Raw genomic sequence first — 23,753 nt, forward strand, 5'->3', positions numbered from 1 at the left:
GCTCAGGGCAGAAACACCAGGGAAGGCAATGCGCTGAACACCACCGCCGCCGTGGCAATGGCGGTGGACCCTCGCGCGATGCGGTAGCTCCAGCCCGGGAGGCGGCCATCGGCGTGTCGGGCCTTCAGTCGAACGTCGTGCACGCCCACGGCCAGCAGCGCGATCGCCGTGGCGCCCCAGGCCACCGCGTTGGCCGTCCACTGGTGCGGCCAGATTTCGCTGGCCGCCCAGATCACCATGAAGTGCGCGAACCAGATGGCCAGGGCCGTGACGATCGGCCGCCCGCTGGAGGGCTTGAGCGCGTTCACACGCCACCCCACGGCAGCACGCGCGGCAACAGCAGGCCGGCCGCGCCTTCGCACGCGGCAAACATGAACAGGATGCGCAACGCCTCCAGGGTCTTGTTGGCCGGGCCCGGCGCCAGGCCGCGCATCCAGCGCGCCAGGTAGTACACGGCCGAGAGCATCACCGCCAGCACGATGGAGCTGTGCCACGCCAACATGGCGTAGATGGCCGCGCCTTGCCCGCTGGCATCGCCGCGCAGCCCGGCGTTCCACCAGTCGAGGCTGTCCACCGCCAGCGCCGCGACGAGGCACACCATGCTCAGCGCCATGGCGACGGCGCTGAGCCCGCTGCCGCGCTTGAACCTCGCCAGCAAGGGCCGGGCCGCGTAGGCCAGGCCCGCCGAGGCGCCGAGCAGCAGCAGGCCAGGCGCCAGCGCGCCGCGTGGCGCGGTGATGCGCCACCAGTCCGGGTGGGCGCCGAACAGGTAGAGGTAGGAAAACATCGCCATCAGAAAGATCATCCCGAGCACGATGACCAGCAGCACCGCGGCCCACCAGCCGTGCGATTGCGGGCCGGTCACGTAGGTGGGCAGCAGGATGCCCCCGCCCGCGTCCACCTGCTTCTGCGGGATGTGCCGATCGTTGTGCCAGACCCAGCGCATCACGCAGACGATGGTGAGCACGCCGCAGATCGCGCTCAGCGTCAAGGCCTTCACCGTGAGCAGCAGGAAGAAGCCGGCGGTGAAGAGCGCCGCCAGCAGCGGCGACCAGGCGGGCCCGGGCATGATCTGCACGTACTGCGGCTCGGCGCGCGAGCTGCTGGTGATCAGCGTCTCGCGCGCGCCGGTGGTGGTGCCGGGCAGGAAGTAGCGCCCGGCCTCGACGTTCTCGCGCAGCCGGGCATCGGCCCACAGGGGTTCGAGGGAGCTGACGACGGGGATGGAACGGATGCCGTAGTTGCCGGTGGACAGCCACTCCAGCGTGCCGCCGTGGTAGACGTTGCGCGCGTTCCCCCCGCCGCCGCCCATGCCCTGGCGGCTGTAGCAGCGGATGGCGTCGATCAGGAAGAGCAGCACCCCGGCCGCCATGATGAAGGCGCCCACGGTCGAGATCAGGTTGGGCACCTCCATGGACCGGCCCGGCAGGTAGGTGTCCACGCGCCGGGGCATGCCCATCAGCCCGCTCAGGTGCATGGGCAGGAAGCAGACATGCACACCGACGAAGTTGAGCCAGAAGACCCAGCGCCCCACGCGCTCGGACAGCTGCTGGCCGTTGATCATCGGCGTCCAGTAGTAGAACGCGGCGAACAGCGGGAACACCATGCTGCCGATCAGCACGTAGTGGAAGTGCGCGACGACGAAGTAGGTGTCGTGCACCTGGCCGTCGAAAGCGACCATGCCCACCATCACGCCGGTGAGGCCGCCCATCACGAAGATGAGGATGCCGCCGACGAGAAAGAGCGAGGGCACGTTGCGCTGGATCCTGCCCGCCGCGAGCGTGGCGATCCATGCGAACACCTGGGCGCCCGCCGGGATGGCCACCGCCATCGACGCGGCGGAGAAGTAGCCGGCCGACAGGCCGGGCAGGCCCACCGTGAACATGTGGTGGGCCCAGACCCCGAAGCTGATGAAGCCGGTGGCGATCAGCGCCAGCACCACGATCTCGTGGCCGACCAGCGGCTTCTGCGCGACCGTGACGATCATGGTCGAGAGCATCGCCGAGGCCGGGATGAAGATGATGTAGACGTCGGGGTGGCCGAAGAACCAGAACAGGTGCTGGTACAGCAGCGGGTCGCCGCCGCGCGTGGCGTCGAACAGCGGCCAGTTGAAGGCGCGCTCGAGTTCCAGCAGAAAGGTCACCATGATCATCGCGGGGAAGGCCAGGATGATCATCACGCCGAAGATCAGCACCGCCCAGGCGTAGAGCGGCATCTTGGCCAGCGTCATGCCGGGCGCGCGCGTGCGCAGCACGCCCACGGTGAGTTCGATGGCGCCGGCGATCGCGCTGATCTCGATGAAGCCGATGCCCAGCAGCCAGAAGTCGGCGTTGATGCCCTGGGCGTAGACCGCCGAACTCAGCGGCGGGTACATGAACCAGCCGCCGGACGGCGCCAGGCTGAAGAAGATCGAGCAGAAGAAGACGACGCCGCCGATCAGGTAGGCCCAGTACGAATACGCCGACAGCCGCGGGAACGGCAGGTCGCGCGCGCCGATCATCTGCGGCAGCAGCAGCACGGCGATGGCCTCGACGGCGGGCACGGCGAACAGGAACATCATCACCGAGCCGTGCATGGTGAACAGCTGGTTGTAGGTCTCCTGCGGCACGATGCCGGCCAGCGGCGCGGACAGCTGCACGCGCATCACCAGCGAGAGCACACCGGCGGCGACGAAGAAGCCGAAGGCCGTGACGATGAACAGGAAGCCGATGAAGTTGTTGTTGACGGCGCTGAAGGCGCGCCAGCCCGTGGGCGTTTCCCAGACCTTCTTCAGTTCCTCGAGCTCGCCTCGCGGCCTTCGGCCCTTGGTGGGAAAACGCTCGTAGAGCCGCGCGTCGAAACCGGTTTCCGACGGCGCGCTCGCCGCGTCGTCGAGCGCGCCCGCCACGCCGGAGGGAATCCGGCTCGTCACTTCAAGGACTCCATGTACGCGGCCAAGGCGTGCAGCTCGGCGGCCTGCAGCGAGCGGTAGGCGGGCATGCGGTTGTTGGGCTTGATCGACTGGCTGTCGCCGATCCAGCCGATCAGCGTGCCGCGGTTGTTGGGCAGGATGCCGGCGCCGAGCGACTGCCGCGAACCGATGTGCGTGAGGTCGGGGCCCGAGAGGCCTTGCGCGGCCGTGCCGGCGATGCGGTGGCAGGCCGCGCAGCCCATGTCGCCGAAGAGCTGGCGGCCACGCAGCACCTCGTCGTTCACGGGGGCTGCGGCCGGGGCCGGCGGTGGCTGCTGGCGCGCCAGCCGCGCCTCGCGCCAGCGCTGCCAGTCGGCCGGCTCGTGCGCCACCACCACGAAGCCCATCAGCGAGTGCGCCCCGCCGCAGAATTCGGCGCATTGCCCGCCGTAGACGCCCGCCTTGTCGGCCTGCAGCTTGAGCCGGTTGGTGCGGCCCGGGATCATGTCCATCTTGCCGCCGAGCTTGGGCACCCAGAAGCTGTGGATCACGTCCTCGGACACCATGTCCACCACCACCGGCTGGCCCACCGGGATGTGCAGTTCGTTGGCATCGGCGTGCGCCTCGTTGCCCGCCGCGTCCAGGTAGGACACGCGCCACCAGTAGATGTTGCCCGAGACGCGCATGCGCAGCTCGTCGCCCTTGATGGTGCTCATGCCTGCGGCCAGCGTCAGGCCCCACACCAGCAGCAGGAAGAGGATGCCGGTCGGGACGATGAGCCCGAACCATCTGACGACGCCTTCGCCACCGAGCCTGGCGCGCAATTCGTCGCTGCCGTACAGCGCCACCCAGAGGGCCGCGCAGACCAGCACGAAGATCAGCGTGACGAGCGCGATCAGCACCCAGGCGAGCGAGGTGACCGTGTTCGAGAACGGGCCGTGCGGATCGAGCACGGGCGGGGGCCAGCCGCTCAGGGCCTCAGCGAGACTGGAGCGTGAGGAGGTAGGCTGTGACATCGCGGGCTTCCTGGTCTGACATCGTGATGGCCGGCATGGCCGTCCCGGGCACCAGCCCGGGCGCGTTTCTGACGAACTGCATCAGCACGCCGGGCTGGTTCGGCAGCTGCCCGGCGATCAGGCCCTGCCGGGCGAAGCCGTGCAGCGACGGCCCGAGCCCGCCGCGCGGCCACTTCACGTCGGGGAAGGTGTGGCAGGCCACGCAGCCTTTGTCGGCGACGAGGCGTCGGCCGGTGGCGGCGTCGGCGTCGCCCAGCGTCGGCGTGCGGTCGGGCGGGCCGTCGCAGGCCACCAGGCTGAAGCAGGCCAGCACCAGCCAGCGGCCGCAATAGCCCCTCAATGTGCCGCCGGGGCCCGGCATGAACGATGATCTAGATTCCATGCGCACCCACCCGCTGCTGCACACACACCGGCCCGCGAACCCCGGCCGGCTGTGGCTGGCCCTGTGCGCCCTGCTCCTGACGACGGCCTGCACCGACCGCAAGACCCCCAGCGACGACCGCTGGAGCCGCAGCGGCGAACTCATCGCGATGAGCGGCGGCGAAGCCGGCGCGCGCTACGCCTGCGCGACCTGCCACGGTGTGCGCGGCGAGGGCAATGGTTTCGACGCGCCGCGGCTCGCCGGCCTGCCGGCGGGCTACCTGCAGAAGCAGATGGAAGACTACGCCGCCGGCCTGCGGCCGCACGAGGTGATGCGCGACGTGGCGCGTTTTCTCGACAGCCACGAACGCGTGCGGGTGGCCAACCACTACGCCGCCTTGCCGCCGCAGGCGGTGGCACCCGCCACGCAGGAAACCATCGATGCCGCGACGCCGGCGCTGTATGCGCGCGCGTGCCAGCAGTGCCACGGCGCCGAAGGCGTGGGCAGCGAGAACGGGCCGCCGCTGAACGCCCAGCCGGCCTTCTACCTGAGCCAGCAACTGCAGGACTGGCAGCGGTCGAAACGGCGCAATGACGGCAAGCATGGGATGTTGGAGGTGGCTCAGCAGCTCGATGCCGGGCAGGTCAGGCAACTGGGCCTTTATCTGGCGCGGATCCCACCACACCCGGCGAGTCCGGGCCGTTGAGGTCGAACATCGAAGGCAGGACGCGGTCGCGCTTGATCACGTAGTGCAGCACGGCCGCCCCGGCATGGCCGGGAATGAGGAGCGCCGTGATCCACACGATCCAGAAGTGGGCGGTCGCGGCCCACTGCATCAGGCGGTGCTGCAGGCCCTCGGACAACTGATCGAACGGCAGGTTGGGGAACGGGATCAGGCCGGCGATCGACAGCGGCAGGTCGCTGGGCAAGGTGGACCACATCACCCAGCCGCTGATCGGCAAAGCGAAAAAGCTGATGTAGAACCAGGTCTGCAGCAGGCGGCTGGCCTTGCCCGCCAACGAGGTCTCGTCCACGGTGTCGGGGCCGCTGAGCTGGCTGTGCCAGAACAGGCGCAGCGTGCCCAGCAGCATGATCGTCAGGCCGATCTGCGTGTGGGTCTGGTAACCGACGTACTTGTCGCCCCCCACCGGCTGCCAGCCCAGGTACCAGCCATGGGCCAGCTGGAAGATCATCAGCGCCGCCATCACCCAGTGGAAGGTGACGCCGATCGGCGAGTACAGGCCGCGCCGGTTGTAGCCCTCGGCCCATTCGATGGCGGCAATGAGGTTCATGCGAGGTCGGCGCGCACGCCGCGCGCGCGTTCGGCGCCCATCCAGCGCCAGCCGATCCACATCGCCGCGGCCAGGTAGGCGATGCTGCCCGGCGCCCACATCGTGATGCCGGCGAGTTGCTGGTCTTCCAGCGGCGCCACGCCCCAGCTCAGGGCGGACGCGAAGTGCGGGGGATACAGCGGCCGCCCGGCGAAGGTGATCAAGGCGCCCAGCAGCCCCATCCACACCGTCGTGACCAGCACGGCGCCCATCGCCGCGGCCGGCGCGGCCCGACGCACGGCGAGCCAGAACGCCATGGCGCTGGCCAGCAGCGTGCCTTGCATCAGCGCGTAGATCCCGTCCGACGACAGGGCCGCCGCGTACGGCGCCGGCGCATGCCAGATCCAGAACACCACGGTGGCGATGGCCGTGGCGCTCCAGAGCGACACCGGCAAGCGCCGCAGCCAGGGCTCCAGGCCGAACACCAGCAAGGGCGCCATCACCAGCACGAGCGCGAGGTGGTGGATCACCCGCACGGTGAAGAAGGCCGAGCTCAGCGCGCACAGCGGCGACACGTAGAGCACCACCGCGAGGGCCCACGCGCCCCGCAGGCTCAGGCGCCGGCGGGGCGTGGCGTCGCTGCCCACCGGCATGCGCCAGAGGGCCAGCGCCGCGAGCAACAGAACGGCCCCGAGCACGGGGTCGAGGTTCCATCGGCTCAGCCAGACCTCCGGGCCGGGCGCCTCGCCGCAGTAGGGAACCCACCTCCTCAGTTCGTCCAAGGCATGTACCTCCACGTGCATGACACCACGGAGCGACATCGTGCACTGTTCGGTGGCGAACAGACACCTGCCCCAGCCCCTGGCGATCATGGCCTCAGCAACACCGCAGTTGGACCGTGAATACCCGAATGCATGCCCTCTTCGCCCTCTCCTCCGTGCCGCTCTTCCTGGGCGCGCTGCTCAGCGACTGGGCCTACGCCGGCAGCCAGGAAATCCAGTGGCTCAACTTCGCCGCGTGGCTGAACGCGGGCGGCTTGCTGATCGCCGGCCCGGTGCTGTTGTGGGCCGCCGTGGACGCGCTGCGTGCGTCGGCCCAACGTCCACGTGGGGGCCTGCTCTATCTGGCCTTGCTGCTGATCACCTTCGTCGTGGGCTTCGTCAACGCCTTGATCCACGGCAAGGATGGCTGGGCCACGATGCCGGCCGGCCTGATCCTGTCGGCCGTGGTGGTGGTGCTCGCCGTGGCGGCCAGCGCGAGCGGGCTGGCCGGTTTTCTGCGGAGGACGGCATGACGGCCCGGGCCCTGTGGATGGGCACCACCCTAGCCTTGGCGGCCGCGGCGAGCGGCGCACAGCAACCCGCCAACCCCGAGCTGCCGCCCCCGCAGCGGGGCTTGCTGCCGAGCATGCGCATCGCGGAACCCGCCGGCTGGGGCGAGCGCCGGCCCACCGTGCCGCCAGGCTGGACGATCAAGTCCATCGCCACCGACATGAAAGTCCCGCGCCAGTCGCTGGTGCTGCCCAATGGCGACATCCTGGTGGCCGAGGGCAAGGGCGGCGGTGCGCCGACCCTGCGGCCCAAGGACTACATCGCCGGCATCATCAAGGCCAAGGGCAACACCGCCGTCAAGGGCGGCGACCAGCTGACCTTGTTGCGCGATGCCGATGGCGATGGCACCTACGAAGGCCGATGGGTCTACGCGAAGGACCTCAATGCGCCCTACGGCCTGGCGCTGGTGGGCAACAAGCTGTACGTCGCCAACCAGGACGAACTGGTGCGCTTCGATTACGTGGCCGGGCAGACCCAGGCCACGGCGGCGCCCGTCAGCGTCACCAAGCTGCCTTCGGCGGTCAACCACCACTGGACGAAATCGCTCGCGGCCGATGCCGAGGGCCGTTACCTCTACGTGGGCATTGGCTCCAACAGCAACATCGGCGAGCGCGGCATGGCGGTGGAAGAGAACCGCGCCGTGGTCTGGCAGATCGACGCCAGCCATGGCGCCACGCGCACCTTCGCCACCGGCCTGCGCAACCCCACGGCGCTGGCGTTCGAGCCCACCAGCCGGCAGCTCTGGGCCGTGGTGAACGAGCGCGACGAGCTCGGCCCCGACCTCGTGCCGGACTACCTCACGTCGGTGAAGGAAGGGGCGTTCTATGGCTGGCCCTATGCGTACTGGGGCCCGAACGTCGACCGCCGCGTGCAGCCTCAGGACGACAAGAAGGTCCAGGCTGCGGTGCGCCCGGACGTTGCCCTGCCCTCGCACTCGGCGCCTTTGGGGCTGTCCTTTGTGCAGACGGGGTTCGCGGCGCCGTTCGCCGAGGGGGCGTTCATCGGCATGCACGGCAGCTGGAACCGGGACGAGCCTGTGGGCTACAAGGTGGTATTCGTGCCCTTCGCCAACGGCCGCCCCAGCGGCCCGGCGGTCGACTTCGTCACCGGCTTCCAGAGCGACGGCAAGACCATGGGCCGACCGGTCGGCGTGACCGTGGACCCCAAGGGCGCCTTGATCGTGGCGGACGACCTGTCCAACACCGTCTGGCGCGTGACGCCGGCGCGCTGAGCACGCCCATTCACGCGCGCGGTGGCGCGTCGAAGCTTTCGAAGCTGACGAACTCGCTCACCTCGCGGCGCGGCATGGCCATGCGGTTGACGGGTGCGTCTGGCTCGGGGTAACCGAGCGACATGCCGCACACCGTGAGTTCGTGCTCCCGCAGGCCGAGGTGCTGAGCGACCACCGGGTGGAAGCGCGCGAACGACACCTGTGGGCAGCTGCCCAGGCCGCGCGCGCTGGCCGCGATCATCACGTTCTGCACCAGCAGGCCCAGGTCCAGCCAGCTGTGCGGCGCCAGGCGGGCGTCGATGGTGAAGATCAGGCCGACCGGCGCGCCGAAGAAATGGAAGTTCTTCTCGGTCTGGCGCATGCGGGCCGGCATGTCGGTGACGGCGATGCCCAGGGTGCGGTAGTAGAGCGCGCCGAAATCGCGCTGCCGCTGCGCGTGTTCCTCGGGCAGGGGCTCGGGGAAATGCGGCGAGGGTGGCAGGCGGTTCTCGCGGAAGGCGGCCACCAGCGCGTCGCCCATCGCCTGCAGGGGCGCGCCGGCGAGGACGTGCACGCGCCAGGGCTGGGTGTTGGAGTTGCTCGGCGCGGTGGCGGCCACGGCCAGCAGTTCCTCCAGCAGCGCGCGCGGCACCGGCTCGGGCCGGAAGGCGCGCAGGGTCCGGCGCGAGCGCATCACGCCATCGACCACGCGGGTGGTGTCTTGGATGGAAGGCCTGTTCACGTTGCGTTCTCCGTGGCCGCTTCCACCGGCGGCGGGTGGTAGGCGATGCGCCCGGCGGGCAGGTAGAACAGCGCGATGACCGCGCCGCCGCGCGCCTCGGGGTAGTGGTGGCTGCCCGGGCCGGGCGCGGTCCAGCCGCCTTCGCACCAGCCATTGGGGCCGGCCAGCGCGGCGCCGGGGTTGAGCGGGATCACCATGTTCAGCTCGCCGTAGGGGTGGGCGTGGTACTGGCCGCGAAAGGTGTGGCCCGGATTGCCCTGCGTGTTGCCGGTGCTGTCCATGACCACCGCCGTGATGCTGAACCAGTGCGTGCGCGCCGAAGGCTCGGCGATGCGGCTGCGGCGGTAGTGCGGGCCGGTGATCTCGACGTTGGCGGCCCAGCCGTCGCGCACGCCGGCTTTCACGAGGCGGGCGAGGTCTTCGTACAGCGCGCTGCCCGGGCCGTGCGTGCTGTTCAGCCAGCGCTCCAGGGGCGTGCCGGCGGTCATGTCCTTGACCTCGTCCAGAAAGGCGATGCTGCGCTGGATGAGGGCTTCGCGGTCGTCGGTGGTCTGGGGTGACATCTTCATTCCTCCGATTTGAAGCCGGATGCGCGCACCACGGGCCCCCACTTGTCGCGCTCGGTCTGGATGTAGCGCTCGTAGGCCTTGGGGCTGAGGCTGAACAGATCCAGGCCCACCTCTTCGAAACCGGCCACCAGGGTCTCGTCGCGGCTGGCGGCGGTCACCGCCTCGTGCAGCGTCTTCACCGTGGCCTCGGGCGTGCCGGGCGGCGCGAAGAGGCCGTACGACTCCACGCCGGTGAGCGCGGCGTGGCCCTGCTCCGGAAAGCTCGGCACCGCCGGCAGGAAACGCGAGCGCTTCTCGCCGCTCACGGCCAGAATGCGCAGCTTGCCGCTCTGCAGGTAGGGCAGGAAGTCGGCCACGAAGCCGAGGTAGGCGGGGATCTGGCCGCCGAGCAGGTCGTTCATGGCCGGGGCCGAGCCGCGGTAGCCCACGTGCTGCAGCTGCAGGCCGGCCGCCTCGGAGAACTGGAAGCCCAGGAAGTGCGCCATCGAGCCGGCGGCGGGCGAGGCGTACATGGCGTGGGCGGGCGACTGCCGCACCCACTTCACGTAGTCGGCCAGTGTCTTCACCGAGGCGGGCACCGCATGGCCCACCGCCAGCGCGCAGGTGGCCGAGACCACCGGCGAGATGGGCACGAAGTCGGCCACCGCGTCGTACATGAGCTTGGTGTAGACGTGCGGGTAGATGCTGAGCGCCGAGGTGTGGGTGCACAGCAGGGTGTTGCCGTCGGCGCGCTCGCGCTTGAGCTGCGCGCTGGCCACGCGGCCGGCGGCGCCCGCGCGGTTGTCCACGATGAAGCTCGCGCCCTGCTTGCGCCAGGCCTCGGCCACGCGGCGCGCGGTCTGGTCCAGCGTGCCACCCGGGGGGTAGCCGACGAGCAGCCGGCGCACGGTGGTCTGCGCCCAGCTGGCGGGGTGCCAGGCGGTGGCGGCCAGGGCGGCGAGGCTGGTGGCGCCGAAGCGCCGGCGCGAGAGGGTGTTCATGGTGGGGCTCCGTGGGTTCAGGGGGGATGTGCGGATGATCGCCATCGATCGACTTGAACGGAATCGCTGTTTTTGCAAGAGAAAAATGCACGCCATGCAATTCGCCAAGGACACGCCATGAGCATCGGACGCATCGACCTGAACCTCATCAAGGTGTTCGACGCGGTGCACGAAGACCGCAACCTGCTGCGCGCGGGCAAACGGCTGAACCTGAGCCAGTCGGCGGTGAGCCACGCGCTCACACGCCTGCGCGAGGTGGTGGGCGACGAACTGTTCGTGCGCACGGCCAAGGGCATGGTGCCCACGGCGCGCGCCATGGCCATGGCCGACGAGCTGCGCGATGCGCTGCGCCGCATCGAGGCCACGCTGGGCGTGGAGCCGTTCGACCCGGCGCGCTCCACCCGGCGCTTCGTGCTCGCCGCCAACGACCACCTCACGGCGGTGATGGTGGCCGAGCTGAGCCGGCTGATGGCGCTGGAAGCGCCGGGCATCGACCTGGTGGTGCGCCCCTCCACGCGGCTGGACCTCGCGGAGCAGATCGACGTGGGCCGCATCGACCTCGCGGTGGGCATCTTCGCGCAAGTGCCTTCGCGCCTGAGTTCGCGCACGCTCATGACGCAGGGCGAGCGGATCGTGATGCGCAAGGACCACCCGGCCTCGCGCCGCAAGCTCGCGCTGGCGGACCTCGCGCGCTACCCGCTGGTGACGGTGTCGGTGGGTGGGCAGGAAGAGGGCGCGGTGGGCGGCTTCATCCTGGAGCGGGGGCTGGCGCGGCAGGCCGAGATGTTCGACCGCCATGCGCTCGAAGAGGCCTTGTCCGCCGTGGGCCTGGCGCCGCGCTACCGCGCCACCGTGCCGCACTCGCTGGCGATTCCCGCGCTGCTGCGCGGCTCGGACATGCTGTCCATCATGCCGTCGTCGCTCGCGCGCAACCTGGCCGAAGGCGGCGAACTGCGCATGCGCGAACCGCCCTACCCCAGCGCCCTGTCCACCTTCCGCGCGGTCTGGCACAGCCGCAACGACCACGACCCGGCGCACGTGTGGCTGCGCGACGGCGTGGCGCGCGTGGCGGCGCAGGTGGCCTGAGCGGGCGTTCAGATCGCGTCGAAGTGCGCCTGCAGCGCGCGCTCGGCCCGGGCGCGGGCCTGCGCCACGGCCTCCGCGCCGCCGCCGGTGCCCTCGACCGTGAAGAAGGTGACATCGCGCAGGCCGATCACGGCCAGCACGGCGCGCAGGTAGGGCGTGAGGAAGTCGGGCTGGCGCGCGCGCTCGCCCGAGAACGCACCACCCGAGGACACGGCCACCAGCACCGGGCGGTCGCGCAGCCGGCCGAGCTTGCCCTGAGGCCCCACGTCGAAGCTGCGGCGCACGCGCACGATGTGGTCGATCCAGGCCTTGAGCGCGGCGGGCACGCTGAAGTTGTGCATGGGGGTGGCGATCACCAACACGTCGGCCTGCTCGAGTTCGCTGATGAGCGTTTCGGAGAAGGACAGCGTGCCCGCGTTCGATGCCTCGGCCGGCGAGGCCTGCGCGGCGCCCAGCGCGGTGGCGTGCGCGCCATCGATGGGCGGCGGCGCGTCGGTGCCCAGCGCCCGCTCGACCCGCGCCGCCGTGGGGTGGGCGCGTTGCAGGTGCTCGATGATGCGCAGGGCGAGCCGGTGGCTCTCGGAGTCGGGGCCACGGGGGCTGAAGCTGAGGTGAAGGATGTTCATGGGCGGCATTCTTGGGCCGGCATGGCCCATCGAAAAGAGCCATGAATCGATAAGATGGCTGGGCCATGCCGAACCGACCGCCCCCCGCCCTCTCGCCGCTGGACCCGTCGTCCACCGAGCCCTTCTACCGCCAGATCCACGAGCGCTTTCGCAGCGCCATCGCCAGCGGCGTGCTCAAGCCCGGCGACCGCATTCCGTCCGCGCGGGCGCTGATGACCGAGCTGGGCCTGGCCCGGGGCACGGTGGAGGCGGCGTATGCGCTGCTCGGCGCCGAGGGCTACATCCAGGCGCGGGGCCAGGCCGGCACCATCGTGACGCCGGGCCTCAAGCCGCGCATGCCCGTGGCCCTGCCCGAGCGGCCGCCGCGCAGCGGCAGCGCGGCGGCGGGTTTCCGGCCCGACTCCATCCTGCCGTTCCAGTTGGGCCTGCCCGCGCTGGACGCCTTCCCGCGCAAGATCTGGGCGCGCCTGGGCGCGCGCTGCGTGCGCGCCATGCAGCCGGCCGACATGGCGCACCCGCCGGTGCAAGGGCTGCCCGCGCTGCGCGCCGAGATCGCCGCCTACCTCCAGGTCTCGCGTGGCATCGCCTGCTCGGCCTCGCAGGTGTTCGTGACCTCGGGCTACCGCCAGACCATGGAGCTGATCGCGCACGCCCTGCTGAAAGAGGGCGACCGCGTGTGGCTGGAAGACCCCGGCTACCCGCCCACGCGCGAGCTGCTCGGCCAGCGGGGCATCACCCCCGTGCCGGTGCCGGTGGATGGCGAGGGCCTGCAGGTGGCCCAGGGCCTGAAGCTCGCGCCCCGGGCGCGCGCGGCGGTGGTAACGCCCGCGCACCAGAGCCCGCTGTGCGTGTCGCTCTCGCTGCCGCGCCGCCAGGCCCTGCTGGACTGGGCCGCGCGCGCCAAGGCCTGGATCGTGGAGGACGACTACGACGGCGAGTACCGCTACGTCAGCCGCCCGCTGCCCGCGCTCAAGAGCCTGGACCGCGAAGGCCGCGTGCTGTACGCGGGCACCTTCAGCAAGGTGCTGTTTCCCGGCATCCGCCTGGCCTACCTGGTGGTGCCGCCCTCGGAGGTGGCGCGCTTCGAGCAGGTCAGCGAGGTCTTTGCCGGCGGCAGTCCCGCGCTCACGCAGGCCATCGTCACAGGCTTCATCACCGAAGGCCATTTCGCGCGCCACATCCAGCGCATGCGCAAGCTGTACGCGCAGCGCCGCGAGGCCGCGACGGCGGGCCTCGACCGCGTGCTCGGTGCCCACTTCAGCATCGATGCCCCGCCCGGCGGCATGCACCTGGTGCTGCGGCTCAAGGCCCGCCGCTCCGACCGCCGGCTGGCCGCGCGCCTGCGCGAAGAAGGCCTGTCCGCCGAGGCGCTGTCGGACTGGGCGATGGACGCGCCCGTGGCGCCGGCCCTGCTGCTCGGCTTCACGAACATCGAGACCCAGGCCATGGCCGAGAAGCTCGGCGCGCGCATCCTGCGGCTGCTGTAGCGGAAGGGGCCAGATCATGGCCCAGAGAGAAACGCGCATCTTGGCTCTTTCTGGATGGGCCATGAATGCGCACCATGGCGACCTTCGAAACTTTCTTTCAAGGAACCGCCATGAGCCCGTATCGCATCGAATACGCCCAGGTCTCGCCCGAGAGTTACAAGGCCTTTGGCGGCGTGTACGCCAGCGTCCAGAAAAGCGGCCTGCCCAAGGGCCTGGTCGACCTCGTGTACCTGCGCGTCTCGCAGATCAACGGCTGCGCCTTCTGCATCGACATGCACACCCGCGACCTGCTCAAGGGCGGCCTCGCGGTGGACAAGCTCGCGCTGGTGCCCGTGTGGCACGACGCGCGCGGCCTGTTCACCCCCCGCGAGCGCGCCGCGCTGGCCTGGGCCGAGAGCGTCACGCGCGTGGCCGACACCGGCGTGCCCGATGCCGACTACGCGGCCGCCGCCGCCGAGTTCAGCGACAAGGAATTGGCCGACCTCACCTACGCCATCGGCCTCATGAACGCCTTCAACCGCTTCGGTGTGGCCTTCCGCGCCACGCCTGCCGCCGCCGCCAAGGCCTGAACGCCATGGCGTGGACCCTGCTCGGCATCGCCGGCCTGCTCGAAATCGCCTTCGCCCTGGCGATGAAGTCCTCGCTGGGCTTCACGCGCCTGTGGCCTTCGCTGCTCACGGTCGCCACCGGTGTGTGCAGCGTGGTGCTGCTCTCGCTCTCGCTGCGCACGCTGCCCGTGGGCACGGGCTACGCCGTGTGGACCGGCATCGGCGCGGCGGGCACCGCGCTGCTCGGCATGGCGCTCCTGGGCGACCCGGTCGCGCCGCTGCGCCTGCTGTGCATCGCGCTCATCCTCGCTGGCGTGATCGGGCTCAAGCTGGCCTGAGGGCCGAACGGCGGCTACCAGGCCGCGAACACGTCTTCGGCGATGCCGAAGGCGGTGCTCGCGCCGGTGCCACTGGTCACGAGCACGAGGCGCGTGGCATCGTCGGGGGCGTCGATGAAGCAGTCGCGGGTGGCGGACGAGGGGTAGGTGCCGACCCACCGGGCGCTGACGGTCGCCTGCTGGAGCTTGAGCGTTTCGCGAAGGTGGCGCAGGATCAATGCGTCCACGTGCTCTTGCGCGAACGGCTCGGGTGCCGCGCCGTAGTGATGCGAGTCACCCACCACCAGCGAACCGTCGGCGCTTTGCACCACGATGAGGTGGATGCCGTGGGCCAGCGATTCGCTCTCTTCGTGCCGAAGCTGGGCGAGCAAGGGCGCGGCTTCGGGCAACTGGCTGTAGCCGTGATAGCGGACCAGGCTCAGATCGCCCATCACCGAGCCCGGCAGCCGGAACCCGGCCTCTGGCGTGACCCGCAACATCTGCAGTTGGCACAGGCGCAAGTCTTGTGCGGCCAGCCGCTCGGAAAACAGGCCGTGCAATTCGGTGTTGGTGCACACGGCCACGCGATCGGCGTGCAGCACGGCGCGCGAGGTTCGAACGCGCGGCGTGGCGACCTCCAGCACGGCTTCGCCAAAGCGGAAGACCACGCCGTGCCGCTCGGCCAGCCAGCGGGCCAGCAAGCCGATGGCGGTGCGGGACTCCACCCGCATGTCGTGCGGGCTGTACAGGACGGCCTGCGCTTCATCCAGTTGCAGCACCGGTGCACGGCGCCGGGCCTCGGCCGGCGTGAGCAGCTCGCAGCCCTCACCCATCTCCGTGCGCATGAAAGCTTCCACCACGGCGCGCGCCAGCGGTCGCCGCGCGCAGAGGTACAGGCCGCGGTGCAGGACGTCGATGCCGGCTTGTGGGGCCACCGTGTCCCACACCTCGCGCGAGCGGCGCGCCCGGCGCCAGGTGCTGCCCGCGCCTTGGCCCGTGACCGTGACGAAGCCGAAGTTGCGGATCGACGCGCCGATGCAGGCGGCGTCGCGCTCGACCACGCAGACCTTCAGGCCTCGGCTGGCCGCCGTGTAGGCGTGGGCCAGGCCCACGATGCCGGCGCCCACGACGATCAGGTCGAAGTGGGACGGCGCGGTGCTGGGCGTGTGAAGGATGTCCGTCATTTTTTTGGAGTTCGATGAGAAACAGGCCAGGCGCTTTTTTTCAGATGAATCGTTTCCGCACCTTGGCCGACACCAGGTCGATCAGAGAGACCGTCACCACCAGGATCAACAGCACCGCGGCGGTCTGCCCGTACTGGAAGCTGCGGATCACCTCGTACAGCACCACCCCGATGCCGCCGGCGCCCACCATGCCCACCACCGAGGCGGAGCGCACGTTCGACTCGAAACGGTACAAGGTGAAGCTGAGCCACAGCGGCAGCACCTGCGGAATGACACCGTGGATCACCTCCACCAGACGGTGGCCCCCGGTGGCGCGGATGCCTTCGACCGGGCGCGGGTCGATGGCTTCCACCGACTCGGAGAAGAGCTTGGCGAGCGTGCCGGTGGTGTGGATGGCCAGCGCCAGCACACCTGCGAACGGACCCAGGCCGACCGCCACGATGAACAGCATCGCGAACACCATTTCATTGATGGCTCGGCAGGCGTCCATGAGGCGGCGCATGGGCTGGTACACCCAGGGCGGTGCCACGTTCGAGGCGCACAGCAACCCGGCCGGGACCGCCGCCACGAGCGCCAACACCGTGCCCCAGATGGCGATGTGCACGGTGACCAGCATCTCGTTGGCGTAGATGCGCCAGTCGCGGAAGTCCGGCGGGAAGAAGTCGCTGGCGTAGGTGCCGATGTTGCCGGCGTCGCGGATCAGATCGAGCGGCCGGATCTCCGCGCCGCGCCAGGCCCAGGCCAGCACGCCCAGCACCACGGCCCACGCCAGGTAGGTCAGCAGGCCCGGCCGCTCGCTTTCGGCGCGCGCCCTCAGTCGATCCAGCGCCGCCGCGCTGGGCGCGGCGCGGGGGAGGGTCGTGGCGCTCACAGCTTCAGGGCCGCCAGCCTGGCGTCGATGTCGGCGATCTGCCTGGCCCGCGTCGCGGCATCCAGCGCGGTGTCGTTCTCGATCTTGCTGCGGTCCTTGAACAGCTCGAGCTGGCGGATCGGCACCAGCTGTTCATTGCTCGACTCGCGGAAGCCCCCGTAGTTGTAGATGTTCTTGAGAATCGTCTTTTCCTGCTCGTCGGTCTTGGCGTAGTTCAGGATGAAGCCCTTGAGCTTGGCCTTGACGGTCGGGTCCAGGTCCTTGCGCCAGACGAAGGGGTCGCTGGGGATCAGGGGGCTTTCCCACAGCACGCGAATCTGGCTGGCCAGCTCGGGCTTGTTGGCCTTGAGCTTGTCCAGCTCTTCGGTGTTGTTGGTCGCCACATCGATCTGGCGGGCCAGCACGGCCTGGATGTTGGCGCCGTGGCTGGCGTTGCGCGCGGTCTTGAAGGCCGTGCGGTAGTCGATCTTGTTCTGCGAGAACAGGTAGAAGGTCGGGACGAGGAAGCCGGACGTGGAGTTCGGGTCGCCGATGCCGAAGTTCAGCGACTTTCCGTTCTTCACCACGTCGTCCCACGACTTCAGCGGGCTGTCCTGGCGGGTGATGAGCAGGCTCTTGTAGCCGAAGCTGCCGTCGGCGAACATGACCTGCGCGAAGACCTCGCCGTTGGCGCGATCGACCGCTTCCATGGCCGACTTGTTGCCGTACCAGGCCACCTGGATCTTGTTGAAGCGCATGGCCTCGATCACGCCCGCGTAGTCGGGTGCGTAGAAGGACTTGACGCTCAGGCCCGTCTTCTTCTCCATGTCGCGGAAGAAGGGCTCCCAGCGTTCGCGCTGGGTCGAGGCCGAATCGGTGGCGATGATGCCGAAGTTGATGTCCTGCGCATGGGCGACGGTGGCCGCGAGCGACAGCGCGGCGATGGCCAGGGTGTGAAGCTTGAACATGGAATTTCCTTTGGGAGGTTGGGGTGTGAGAGAAGCGGGCGCCGGCCTCAGGCCGCCAGCGCCAGTGGGAACATGTCGCGCGCAGGGGCCTCGGTGCCGGGCTCGTGCAGCAGTTCCGCCGCGGCGGTGCCGTAGAGGTGCTGGAGGAAACCCGGCGTCAGTGCATTGCTGGGGCCGTCGTAGACCAGGGCGCCATCGCGCAGCGCCACCACGCGATCGCAGTAGCGCTGCGCCAGCGCCACGTGGTGAAGGCTCACCACCAGCGTCATGCCCGACTCGCGGTTCAGGGCGGCCAGTTGCTCCATCACGCGGTGGGTGGACTGCGGATCCAGGGACGCGACCGGCTCGTCGGCCAGCACCAGTTCGGCGCCTTGCAACAGGACGCGCGCGATGGCCGCGCGTTGCTGCTGCCCACCCGACAACGTGGACGCCCGCTGGAAGGCTTGAGGCATCAGGCCGATGGCATCGAGCGCGTCCAAGGCCCGGGCCTGGTCGCTCATGTCGTACCGGCCGGCGAGTGCGCGCCACAGCGGCGCCTCCGCGGCCAGGCCCGTCATCACGTTTTGCATCACGCTCAGGCGGCCGACCAGGTTGAACTGCTGAAAGATCACGCCGATGCGCCGCCGCAGGGCGCGGATGTCCGGGCTGAGCCGGCCCCGCGCCTGCAGCAACTGGCCGAAGGCCTCGATGCGCCCGCCGTCCGGGTCGGTGGTTTCGAGCCCGCACAGGCACCGGATCAGCGTCGACTTGCCGGAGCCGGACGCCCCCAGCAGGGCCACGCGCTCACCGCGCCGGACCTCCAGAGACACATTGCGCAATGCCTGATGGCTGCCGTAGCTGCGGTGCACGGCGCTTGCGCTCAAGACGATGGGATTCATGGAATGGAGGCCTTGCGCGCCGGGGTGGCGATGGGCCTTGCAACTGGGATGAGGGCAGTATTTCGACGCCGTTTGACAGATCCGTGACAGCGCACGCCCCCTCAGCCATTTAATCCATTCAAAAATTTATCGCTAACTATTGATCCAATCTATGCATCTTTTCAGCGACCCCAGCGCTTCTTCTTCGCGCAAAAAAAACAGCCCCCGAGGGGGCTGTGAAAAAGGTGGAGTCATCTGGGATGGACCACCCTTGGAGAGTCGTTGCGACGGCGTCGCCAGATAAGTGTCTGAGCGGCGCCTTCCAGAAAAAGTTCAGAACGTGTGGCGGATGCCGACGGCGAATTCGGTGATGTCGTTGTCCGCCGCCGAGGTCAGGCCGGCCGGCAGCGCCGCATTGAAACGGCCCAGGCCGCCGGCGCCGGCGTTGGCGTCGTTGCGGAAGCGGGTCAGGCTCGAATAGAGGGCCGTGCGCTTGGAGAGGTCGTACACCACGCCCACGCCAAAGGCCTTGCTGTCCGCGTTGCTCAGGTTCTTGGGCGAGTTGAGCACGTACTGCGCTTTCCAGGTGGTCTTGCCGGTCTGGTAGTCCACACCGATCCAGGCGCCTTCGCCATCGAGATCGGCCACGCGCTTGTCGTCGAAGTTGATGTAGCCGGCCACCACGCGGAACGGCGCGAAGTTGTAGGCGCCCGACAGCGTGCCGATGCGCGCGTCCGTCGAATTCACGCCGATGCCGCCACGGGCTTCGTCGGTGAGGTAGGAGCCGATCACGTCGAAGCCATGGCCGGTGTAGCGCACCGAGGCTTCCATCACCTGGTTGTCGCCGCTGGCGCCGGCGACTTCACCCATGCCGTAGACCGCGCCCAGCTTGAAGCCGGCCAGGCTCGGGGACTCGTACTTGATCGAGTTGTTGATCCGCGCGGGACCACCGTTGCCCGTGGCGCCCGCTTGCGGAGGCGCACCGGTGGCCGACGCACCCCGCACCAGCTCGTAGCCGCCGCCGAAGCCACCGATGAGTGCGGTGGACGGGCCGGCGGCCGCGCTGGTGAACAGGCTGTGGTCGTTCGTGGCGGCGTAGAGGGCGGTGTACTGGCGGCCGAGCGAGACCGAACCGAAGGCGCCCGACAAGCCCACGTGCGCCTGGCGGCCGAACAGCGCGCCGCCCTGGCCACTGGTGCCATCGTCCACGTTCACGCCACCTTCCAGCGTGAAGTTCGCGCGCAGGCCACCGCCCAGGTCTTCCGTGCCACGCAGACCAAACCGGCTGCCGGCCAGGCCGCCCGACTGCGCGCGGGACAGCGAGTTCGCGCCATCGGCGTACTGATAGAACATGTCCGCCACGCCATACAGCGTGACGCTCGACTGGGCGAAGGAGGGAACTGCAAGTGCTGCAAGAGCGGCTGCGGCGGCGATTTTTTTCATGGTGTCTTTTCTTGGGTAAAGAAAGTTGAGGGCGAACGAGGCCGTCCCTGGCGAAAACCGGGGTTGGCATTTCCATGGAAGGAACGGGAGGGCGGGGGCGGTCAGGAAGGCGGTGGTGCCGCGGCCTGGAAGACGGCGCGCAGCGCGCCTGCGCCGATGGCGCAATGAAGATGACGAAGGTGGAAGCCCATGGAAAGAACTATAGGCACGACCTCGCTTCGGATAAAGACGATAACCAGGAGTAGTCTGTTTCTATTGCGTCAACAATGCGCCGGGCTTTTCCGCGCGCGCTTGTACCATCCGGGCTGCATCAACGAACGAGGCGTCCATGTCGGCAACGGTTCTGCTGCTCCAGCTCATCGTCATCCTGGTCACCGCGCGCGCCTGCGGCTGGCTGCTTCGTTACCTCGGCCAGCCCAGCGTGGTCGGTGAAATGGCCGCCGGCATGCTGCTCGGGCCGGTCGTCATGGGGGCGCTGTTCCCCTCGCTGCACGCGCAGATCTTCGACAAGGCCTCGCTCGCCGGTCTGTCCGCGCTGTCGACCGTGGGCCTGGTGATGTTCATGTTCATCGTGGGCCTGGAACTGCGCGCCCACAAGGGCGTGCGCGAGCAGCTTCGATCCGCCGGCGCCGTGGGTGTCCTGAGCGTGGTCGTGCCCATCGCGCTGGGCCTGGCCATCTCGCCCGCGCTGCACCCCACGCTGGCGCCCGCCGGTGTGGGCTTCTGGCCCTTCGCGCTGTTCATCGCCGCGGCGCTGTCGATCACCGCCTTCCCGGTGATGGCCCGCATCCTCAAAGACCAGGGCCTCGCCCACACGCGGTTCGGGCAACTCTCGCTGGCCTCCGCGGCCGTGGTCGACGTGTTCGCCTGGGTGCTCGTGGCCTTCGTCGTGGCCCTGGTGGGCGCGGGCGATGGCTACGCGGGGCTGGCCCGGATCGGCATCGGCGTGGTCGTGCTCGTGGGCACGCTCTTCTGGGTCGTGCGCCCGGCCTTCGCGTGGTGGCTGCGCAAGCACGCGCCCGACGGCGAGCCTGGCCTCTCCGTGCTCGCGGCGCTCATGATCGGTTTGCTGGCCACCGCGCTGGCCACCGAATGGCTGCACCTGCACGCGGTCTTCGGCGCCTTTCTTTTCGGGGCCGCGCTGCCGCGCGACGACCAGCTGCTCAACTCGCTCGCCCAGCGCATCGAACCGTTTTCCATCGTGCTGCTGATGCCGCTGTTCTTCGCCCTGGCGGGCCTGGGCACCACGGCGAACGCCTTCGTCGGCGGCGGGCTCGGCGCCATGCTGCTCGTGCTCGGGGTGGCCACGGTGGGCAAGATCGCCGGTGGGGCGGTGGGCGCGCGCGTCGCCGGCTACTCGTGGCGCGACAGCCTGGCCACCGGCGCGCTGATGAACGCGCGGGGCCTGATGGAACTCATCGTGATGAAGATCGGCCTGGACGCCGGCCTGATCGGCCCGGAGCTCTTCACCATCCTTCTTGTGATGGCCCTGGTGACCACCGCCATGACCACGCCGCTGATGACGCTGTTCTCGGGTGTCGGCCGGCGCGCGAAGAAAGCGCAGCCGGACGCGCCCACGCCCCAGTCTTGAACCCAAGGAGCAGACCTTCGATGGAACCCACCACCCCTTCCCTGCCGCATGCGCCCCTGCCCGCCTACTACCGCGACGAGGCGGACCATGCGCGCTACGTGCGCCGCATCTTCGACGAGACCGCCGTCGACTACGACCGCATCGAGCGCGCCATGGCGTTCGGCTCGGGTGGCTGGTACCGGCGCGAAGCCTTGGTCCGCGCGGGCCTGGCGGCCGGCGACAAGGTGGTGGACGTGGGCATCGGCACGGGGCTGCTCGCGCGCCAGGCCTGTGACTTGATCGGCGAGCACGGCCGCCTGATCGGCGTGGACCCGAGCCCCGGCATGCTGGCGCAGGTGGACCTGCCGGGCGTGGAACTGCGCGCCGGCCGGGCGGAGGAACTGCCCTGCGCCACGGGCGAAGCCGACTTCCTGAGCTTTGGCTATGCCTTTCGGCACGTGTCGGATGTGGACGCCGCGCTGCGCGAGTTCCTCCGGGTGCTGCGGCCCGGCGGCCGGCTGCTGATCCTGGAAATCAGCCAGCCTTCAAGCCGCCTCTCACGCGCCCTGGTGAAGTTCTACATGCGCCGCATCGTGCCCACCCTGGCGCGCTTCGTGGCCCGCGAGCGCGGCAGCGCGGAGCTGTGGCGCTACTACTGGGACACCATCGAAACCTGCATCCCGCCCGCGCAGATTCTGCAGGCCATGGAGCGCGCGGGCTTCCAGCAGGTGCAGCGGCACACCGAGCTCGGCGTGTTCTCGGAGTACACCGCCGTCCGGCCCTGAGAGGATCTCAGTCAGTCGGCCTTCATGATCGTCTCGCCGCGCAGGGCCCCCATGTCGCGGATGTTGAAGCGGTGCCGCTTCCAGCCCGCGTAGGTGCGGCGCCAGTTCGCCACCGAGACCACGTAGTAGATCAGCTTGAACATCACCAGCGACAGCCGATAGCTCGGGCCGTGGTGAATGTCCGCCGCCAGCAGCGACATGAGGCCCTGCTTCACCTTGAACCGGTTGTTCGGGTGCATGAACATGTCGCGGATGGTCGGGTTGGTGACGCGGTAGATGAACCACGAATAGTCGCGCGGGCCGATGCGCACGCGCTTCTCGTACGCGGCGCGGGCCGCAGGCAGGCGCTGCGGTTGGTCCAACGCCGTGGCGACGAACTGCGCGCCGTCGAAGCCGCTCTGCATCGCCAGAAACACGCCCGAAGAAAACATCGGGTCGATGAAGGTGAACGCGTCGCCCACCATCAGGTAGCGGTCGCCAGTGGCGTGGGTGCTGGAGTAGGCGAAGTTGCCCGTGGCATGCACCTGGTCGTCCACCAGCGTCGCGTCCTTCAGGCGATCGTGCAGCTCCGGGCAGAGGGCGATCGTGTCGAAGAAATAGTCCTTCAGCGGCTTGTCGCGCGCCTTCAAGTAATAGGCCCAGCACACCGCGCCCACGCTCGTGGTGCCGTCGGCCAGCGGGATGAACCAGAACCAGCCGTGCTCGAACCAGCAGATGCTGATGTTGCCTTCGCGCTTGCCTTCCAGGCGCCGCGCGCCTCGGAAATGGCCGAACAGCGCCGTGCTGTTGTGGTCCTTGTTCTTCTGCTTGCACTTGAACTTGTTGGCCAGCAAGGTGTCGCGGCCCGTGGCGTCCACCACGAAGCGCGCGCGCCAGCGGCGCTTCTCACCGCTGTCGAGCACGGCCTCGGCACTGGCGCCCTCGTCGTCGAAAGCCACCTCCGTCACCTTCGCGCCTTCGAGCGCCTCGGCGCCCACCTTGGCCGCGTGGCGAAACAGCAGCTCGTCCATCTCGGAGCGGCGCACCTGCCACGCCGAGGCCATGGAAGGGTCCCACCCCTCGGCGAAATCGACATAGCTGCAGTAGTCCAGATCCGGCGGCACGAACTCGATGCCGAACTTCGGCATGCCGATTTTTTCGATCTGGTCGCGCACACCGAGCTTGTCGAACAAGGCCACGTTGCCGGGCAACAGCGACTCGCCGATGTGGAAGCGGGGATGGTGCTCCTTCTCCAGCAACACCACCTTGCGGCCTTCGCGCGCGAGCAGGGCTGCGATGGTCGAACCGGCGGGGCCGCCGCCGATGACTAGGACGTCGCAGTTTTCATCGGACTTCATCGAGACTTCTCCTAGCTGTTCTGCGCACGGGCGAAGCCTGAAAAATACCATGTCGAGGATGCTGCCCCAGACCAAAGCGCCTGCGTCTGCCTAGCGAAAGAAAAGCGGTTACCGCTTGGAATCAGACATTCGATGTTGTCTCAGGCAGGGGTGTCAGCCTGCCGAACCCAACCCTTGAACTCGCGGGGGAGCAGCGTCAGAAATTTGGCAGGAGAACACTCCTGCAGGTCATGCGTGAGTTCGAGTTGGCGCGCGATGGTAGCGAGCCGGCGCGCCGATCCGCCTCCTTTGCCGCCAGCGCCCCTGCGGGGCTTTTGCAGGTTCT

General features: G+C 69.2%; 25 protein-coding genes. 9 read left to right on the forward strand and 16 right to left on the reverse strand.

All coding sequences use genetic code 11. The features are described 5' to 3' along the window. Positions 1-2: 2 nt before the first annotated feature. From AC1Q9M_RS24770 to AC1Q9M_RS24785, 4 genes are read right to left on the reverse strand one after another with little or no spacing between them, the layout of a single operon-like run. Entirely contained in the window at positions 3-308 is a 306-nt protein-coding gene (locus AC1Q9M_RS24770; protein ID WP_492436270.1) for a hypothetical protein, read from the reverse strand. Continuing rightward, a complete protein-coding gene (locus AC1Q9M_RS24775) occupies positions 305-2,911 on the reverse strand; it encodes a cbb3-type cytochrome c oxidase subunit I (RefSeq protein ID WP_492436272.1) in 2,607 nt (868 codons plus the stop codon). The genes AC1Q9M_RS24770 and AC1Q9M_RS24775 overlap by 4 nt, the downstream gene beginning before the upstream one ends. Next, positions 2,908-3,906: a cytochrome c oxidase subunit II gene (gene coxB, locus AC1Q9M_RS24780; protein WP_492436274.1), complete on the reverse strand. Its 999-nt coding sequence runs from the start codon at positions 3,904-3,906 to the stop codon at positions 2,908-2,910. Before coxB ends, AC1Q9M_RS24775 begins: the two co-directional genes overlap by 4 nt. Next, positions 3,869-4,288, reverse strand: coding sequence for a c-type cytochrome (locus tag AC1Q9M_RS24785; RefSeq protein WP_382325802.1), 420 nt, complete (start codon positions 4,286-4,288; stop codon positions 3,869-3,871). The genes coxB and AC1Q9M_RS24785 overlap by 38 nt, the downstream gene beginning before the upstream one ends. Between AC1Q9M_RS24785 and AC1Q9M_RS24790 the strand changes: the two genes are divergently transcribed. Beyond that, a complete protein-coding gene (locus AC1Q9M_RS24790) occupies positions 4,287-4,973 on the forward strand; it encodes a c-type cytochrome (protein WP_382327865.1) in 687 nt (228 codons plus the stop codon). The two genes, AC1Q9M_RS24785 and AC1Q9M_RS24790, sit on opposite strands and share 2 nt — an antisense overlap. On the opposite strand, the gene AC1Q9M_RS24795 is transcribed toward AC1Q9M_RS24790, so the two are convergent. Together AC1Q9M_RS24795 and AC1Q9M_RS24800 are read right to left on the reverse strand one after the other, a co-directional pair. Then, positions 4,912-5,559 (reverse strand): cytochrome b, encoded by a 648-nt coding sequence (locus tag AC1Q9M_RS24795; protein WP_444688812.1) that lies wholly within the window; start codon positions 5,557-5,559, stop codon positions 4,912-4,914. The genes AC1Q9M_RS24790 and AC1Q9M_RS24795 overlap by 62 nt on opposite strands. Next, on the reverse strand, positions 5,556-6,320 hold the full coding sequence (locus AC1Q9M_RS24800) for a cytochrome c oxidase assembly protein (protein ID WP_492436277.1): 765 nt from the start codon (positions 6,318-6,320) through the stop codon (positions 5,556-5,558). Before AC1Q9M_RS24800 ends, AC1Q9M_RS24795 begins: the two co-directional genes overlap by 4 nt. 128 nt (positions 6,321-6,448) lie before the next feature. Between AC1Q9M_RS24800 and AC1Q9M_RS24805 the strand changes: the two genes are divergently transcribed. Next, complete coding sequence (locus AC1Q9M_RS24805) at positions 6,449-6,832, forward strand: hypothetical protein (RefSeq protein WP_382322504.1); 384 nt, start codon at positions 6,449-6,451, stop codon at positions 6,830-6,832. Next, the gene (locus AC1Q9M_RS24810; protein WP_492436279.1) at positions 6,829-8,100 is read left to right on the forward strand and encodes a PQQ-dependent sugar dehydrogenase; all 1,272 of its coding nucleotides are present in this window, start codon (positions 6,829-6,831) and stop codon (positions 8,098-8,100) included. Before AC1Q9M_RS24805 ends, AC1Q9M_RS24810 begins: the two co-directional genes overlap by 4 nt. A 10-nt stretch (positions 8,101-8,110) precedes the next feature. Here AC1Q9M_RS24810 and AC1Q9M_RS24815 read toward each other — a convergent pair whose 3' ends face one another. From AC1Q9M_RS24815 to AC1Q9M_RS24825, 3 genes are read right to left on the reverse strand one after another with little or no spacing between them, the layout of a single operon-like run. Then, positions 8,111-8,821 (reverse strand): nitroreductase, encoded by a 711-nt coding sequence (locus AC1Q9M_RS24815; protein ID WP_382322502.1) that lies wholly within the window; start codon positions 8,819-8,821, stop codon positions 8,111-8,113. After that, the gene (locus tag AC1Q9M_RS24820) at positions 8,818-9,384 is read right to left on the reverse strand and encodes a 4-hydroxylaminobenzoate lyase (protein WP_382322501.1); all 567 of its coding nucleotides are present in this window, start codon (positions 9,382-9,384) and stop codon (positions 8,818-8,820) included. The genes AC1Q9M_RS24815 and AC1Q9M_RS24820 overlap by 4 nt, the downstream gene beginning before the upstream one ends. 2 nt (positions 9,385-9,386) lie before the next feature. Next, a complete protein-coding gene (locus AC1Q9M_RS24825) occupies positions 9,387-10,370 on the reverse strand; it encodes a tripartite tricarboxylate transporter substrate-binding protein (RefSeq protein WP_492436282.1) in 984 nt (327 codons plus the stop codon). Positions 10,371-10,487: 117 nt separating this feature from the next. Here AC1Q9M_RS24825 and AC1Q9M_RS24830 point away from each other — a divergent pair, with 117 nt between their 5' ends. After that, positions 10,488-11,456, forward strand: coding sequence for a LysR family transcriptional regulator (locus AC1Q9M_RS24830; RefSeq protein ID WP_492436284.1), 969 nt, complete (start codon positions 10,488-10,490; stop codon positions 11,454-11,456). Positions 11,457-11,464: 8 nt separating this feature from the next. Here AC1Q9M_RS24830 and AC1Q9M_RS24835 read toward each other — a convergent pair whose 3' ends face one another. Further along, complete coding sequence (locus tag AC1Q9M_RS24835) at positions 11,465-12,082, reverse strand: FMN-dependent NADH-azoreductase (RefSeq protein ID WP_492436286.1); 618 nt, start codon at positions 12,080-12,082, stop codon at positions 11,465-11,467. A 65-nt stretch (positions 12,083-12,147) separates the two neighbouring features. Here AC1Q9M_RS24835 and pdxR point away from each other — a divergent pair, with 65 nt between their 5' ends. The 3 genes from pdxR to AC1Q9M_RS24850 all read left to right on the forward strand — a co-directional run bounded on the left by pdxR (position 12,148) and on the right by AC1Q9M_RS24850 (position 14,455). After that, positions 12,148-13,569: a MocR-like pyridoxine biosynthesis transcription factor PdxR gene (gene pdxR, locus AC1Q9M_RS24840; protein WP_492436288.1), complete on the forward strand. Its 1,422-nt coding sequence runs from the start codon at positions 12,148-12,150 to the stop codon at positions 13,567-13,569. Positions 13,570-13,679: 110 nt separating this feature from the next. Beyond that, positions 13,680-14,138, forward strand: coding sequence for a carboxymuconolactone decarboxylase family protein (locus AC1Q9M_RS24845; RefSeq protein ID WP_492436290.1), 459 nt, complete (start codon positions 13,680-13,682; stop codon positions 14,136-14,138). A gap of 5 nt (positions 14,139-14,143) precedes the next feature. Continuing rightward, positions 14,144-14,455, forward strand: coding sequence for a DMT family transporter (locus AC1Q9M_RS24850; protein ID WP_382322496.1), 312 nt, complete (start codon positions 14,144-14,146; stop codon positions 14,453-14,455). Positions 14,456-14,469: 14 nt separating this feature from the next. Here the strand turns inward: AC1Q9M_RS24850 and AC1Q9M_RS24855 are convergent, their stop codons facing one another. From AC1Q9M_RS24855 to AC1Q9M_RS24875, 5 genes are all read right to left on the reverse strand, one after another. After that, positions 14,470-15,618, reverse strand: coding sequence for a TIGR03364 family FAD-dependent oxidoreductase (locus AC1Q9M_RS24855; RefSeq protein ID WP_492436292.1), 1,149 nt, complete (start codon positions 15,616-15,618; stop codon positions 14,470-14,472). A gap of 40 nt (positions 15,619-15,658) precedes the next feature. After that, positions 15,659-16,444 carry a phosphonate ABC transporter, permease protein PhnE gene (gene phnE / locus AC1Q9M_RS24860; RefSeq protein ID WP_382163808.1) on the reverse strand — a complete coding sequence of 262 codons (786 nt, stop codon included), beginning with the start codon at positions 16,442-16,444 and terminating at the stop codon, positions 15,659-15,661. A gap of 41 nt (positions 16,445-16,485) precedes the next feature. Next, positions 16,486-17,436, reverse strand: coding sequence for a phosphonate ABC transporter substrate-binding protein (gene phnD, locus AC1Q9M_RS24865; protein ID WP_382322494.1), 951 nt, complete (start codon positions 17,434-17,436; stop codon positions 16,486-16,488). Between the two features lie 47 nt (positions 17,437-17,483). Then, positions 17,484-18,314, reverse strand: a complete 831-nt coding sequence (gene phnC, locus AC1Q9M_RS24870; RefSeq protein WP_444688823.1) for a phosphonate ABC transporter ATP-binding protein — start codon at positions 18,312-18,314, stop codon at positions 17,484-17,486. A 312-nt stretch (positions 18,315-18,626) separates the two neighbouring features. Beyond that, entirely contained in the window at positions 18,627-19,736 is a 1,110-nt protein-coding gene (locus AC1Q9M_RS24875; protein ID WP_492436295.1) for a porin, read from the reverse strand. Between the two features lie 328 nt (positions 19,737-20,064). On the opposite strand from AC1Q9M_RS24875, the gene AC1Q9M_RS24880 reads away from it, so the two are divergent. Next, complete coding sequence (locus tag AC1Q9M_RS24880; RefSeq protein ID WP_492436297.1) at positions 20,065-21,327, forward strand: cation:proton antiporter; 1,263 nt, start codon at positions 20,065-20,067, stop codon at positions 21,325-21,327. Between the two features lie 20 nt (positions 21,328-21,347). Continuing rightward, on the forward strand, positions 21,348-22,091 hold the full coding sequence (locus AC1Q9M_RS24885; RefSeq protein ID WP_492436299.1) for a class I SAM-dependent methyltransferase: 744 nt from the start codon (positions 21,348-21,350) through the stop codon (positions 22,089-22,091). A gap of 11 nt (positions 22,092-22,102) precedes the next feature. Here the strand turns inward: AC1Q9M_RS24885 and AC1Q9M_RS24890 are convergent, their stop codons facing one another. Beyond that, complete coding sequence (locus AC1Q9M_RS24890; RefSeq protein ID WP_492436301.1) at positions 22,103-23,428, reverse strand: NAD(P)/FAD-dependent oxidoreductase; 1,326 nt, start codon at positions 23,426-23,428, stop codon at positions 22,103-22,105. Between the last annotated feature and the right edge of the window lie 325 nt (positions 23,429-23,753).

It is taken from the genome of Hydrogenophaga sp. GW823-FHT04C09 (assembly GCF_058796355.1).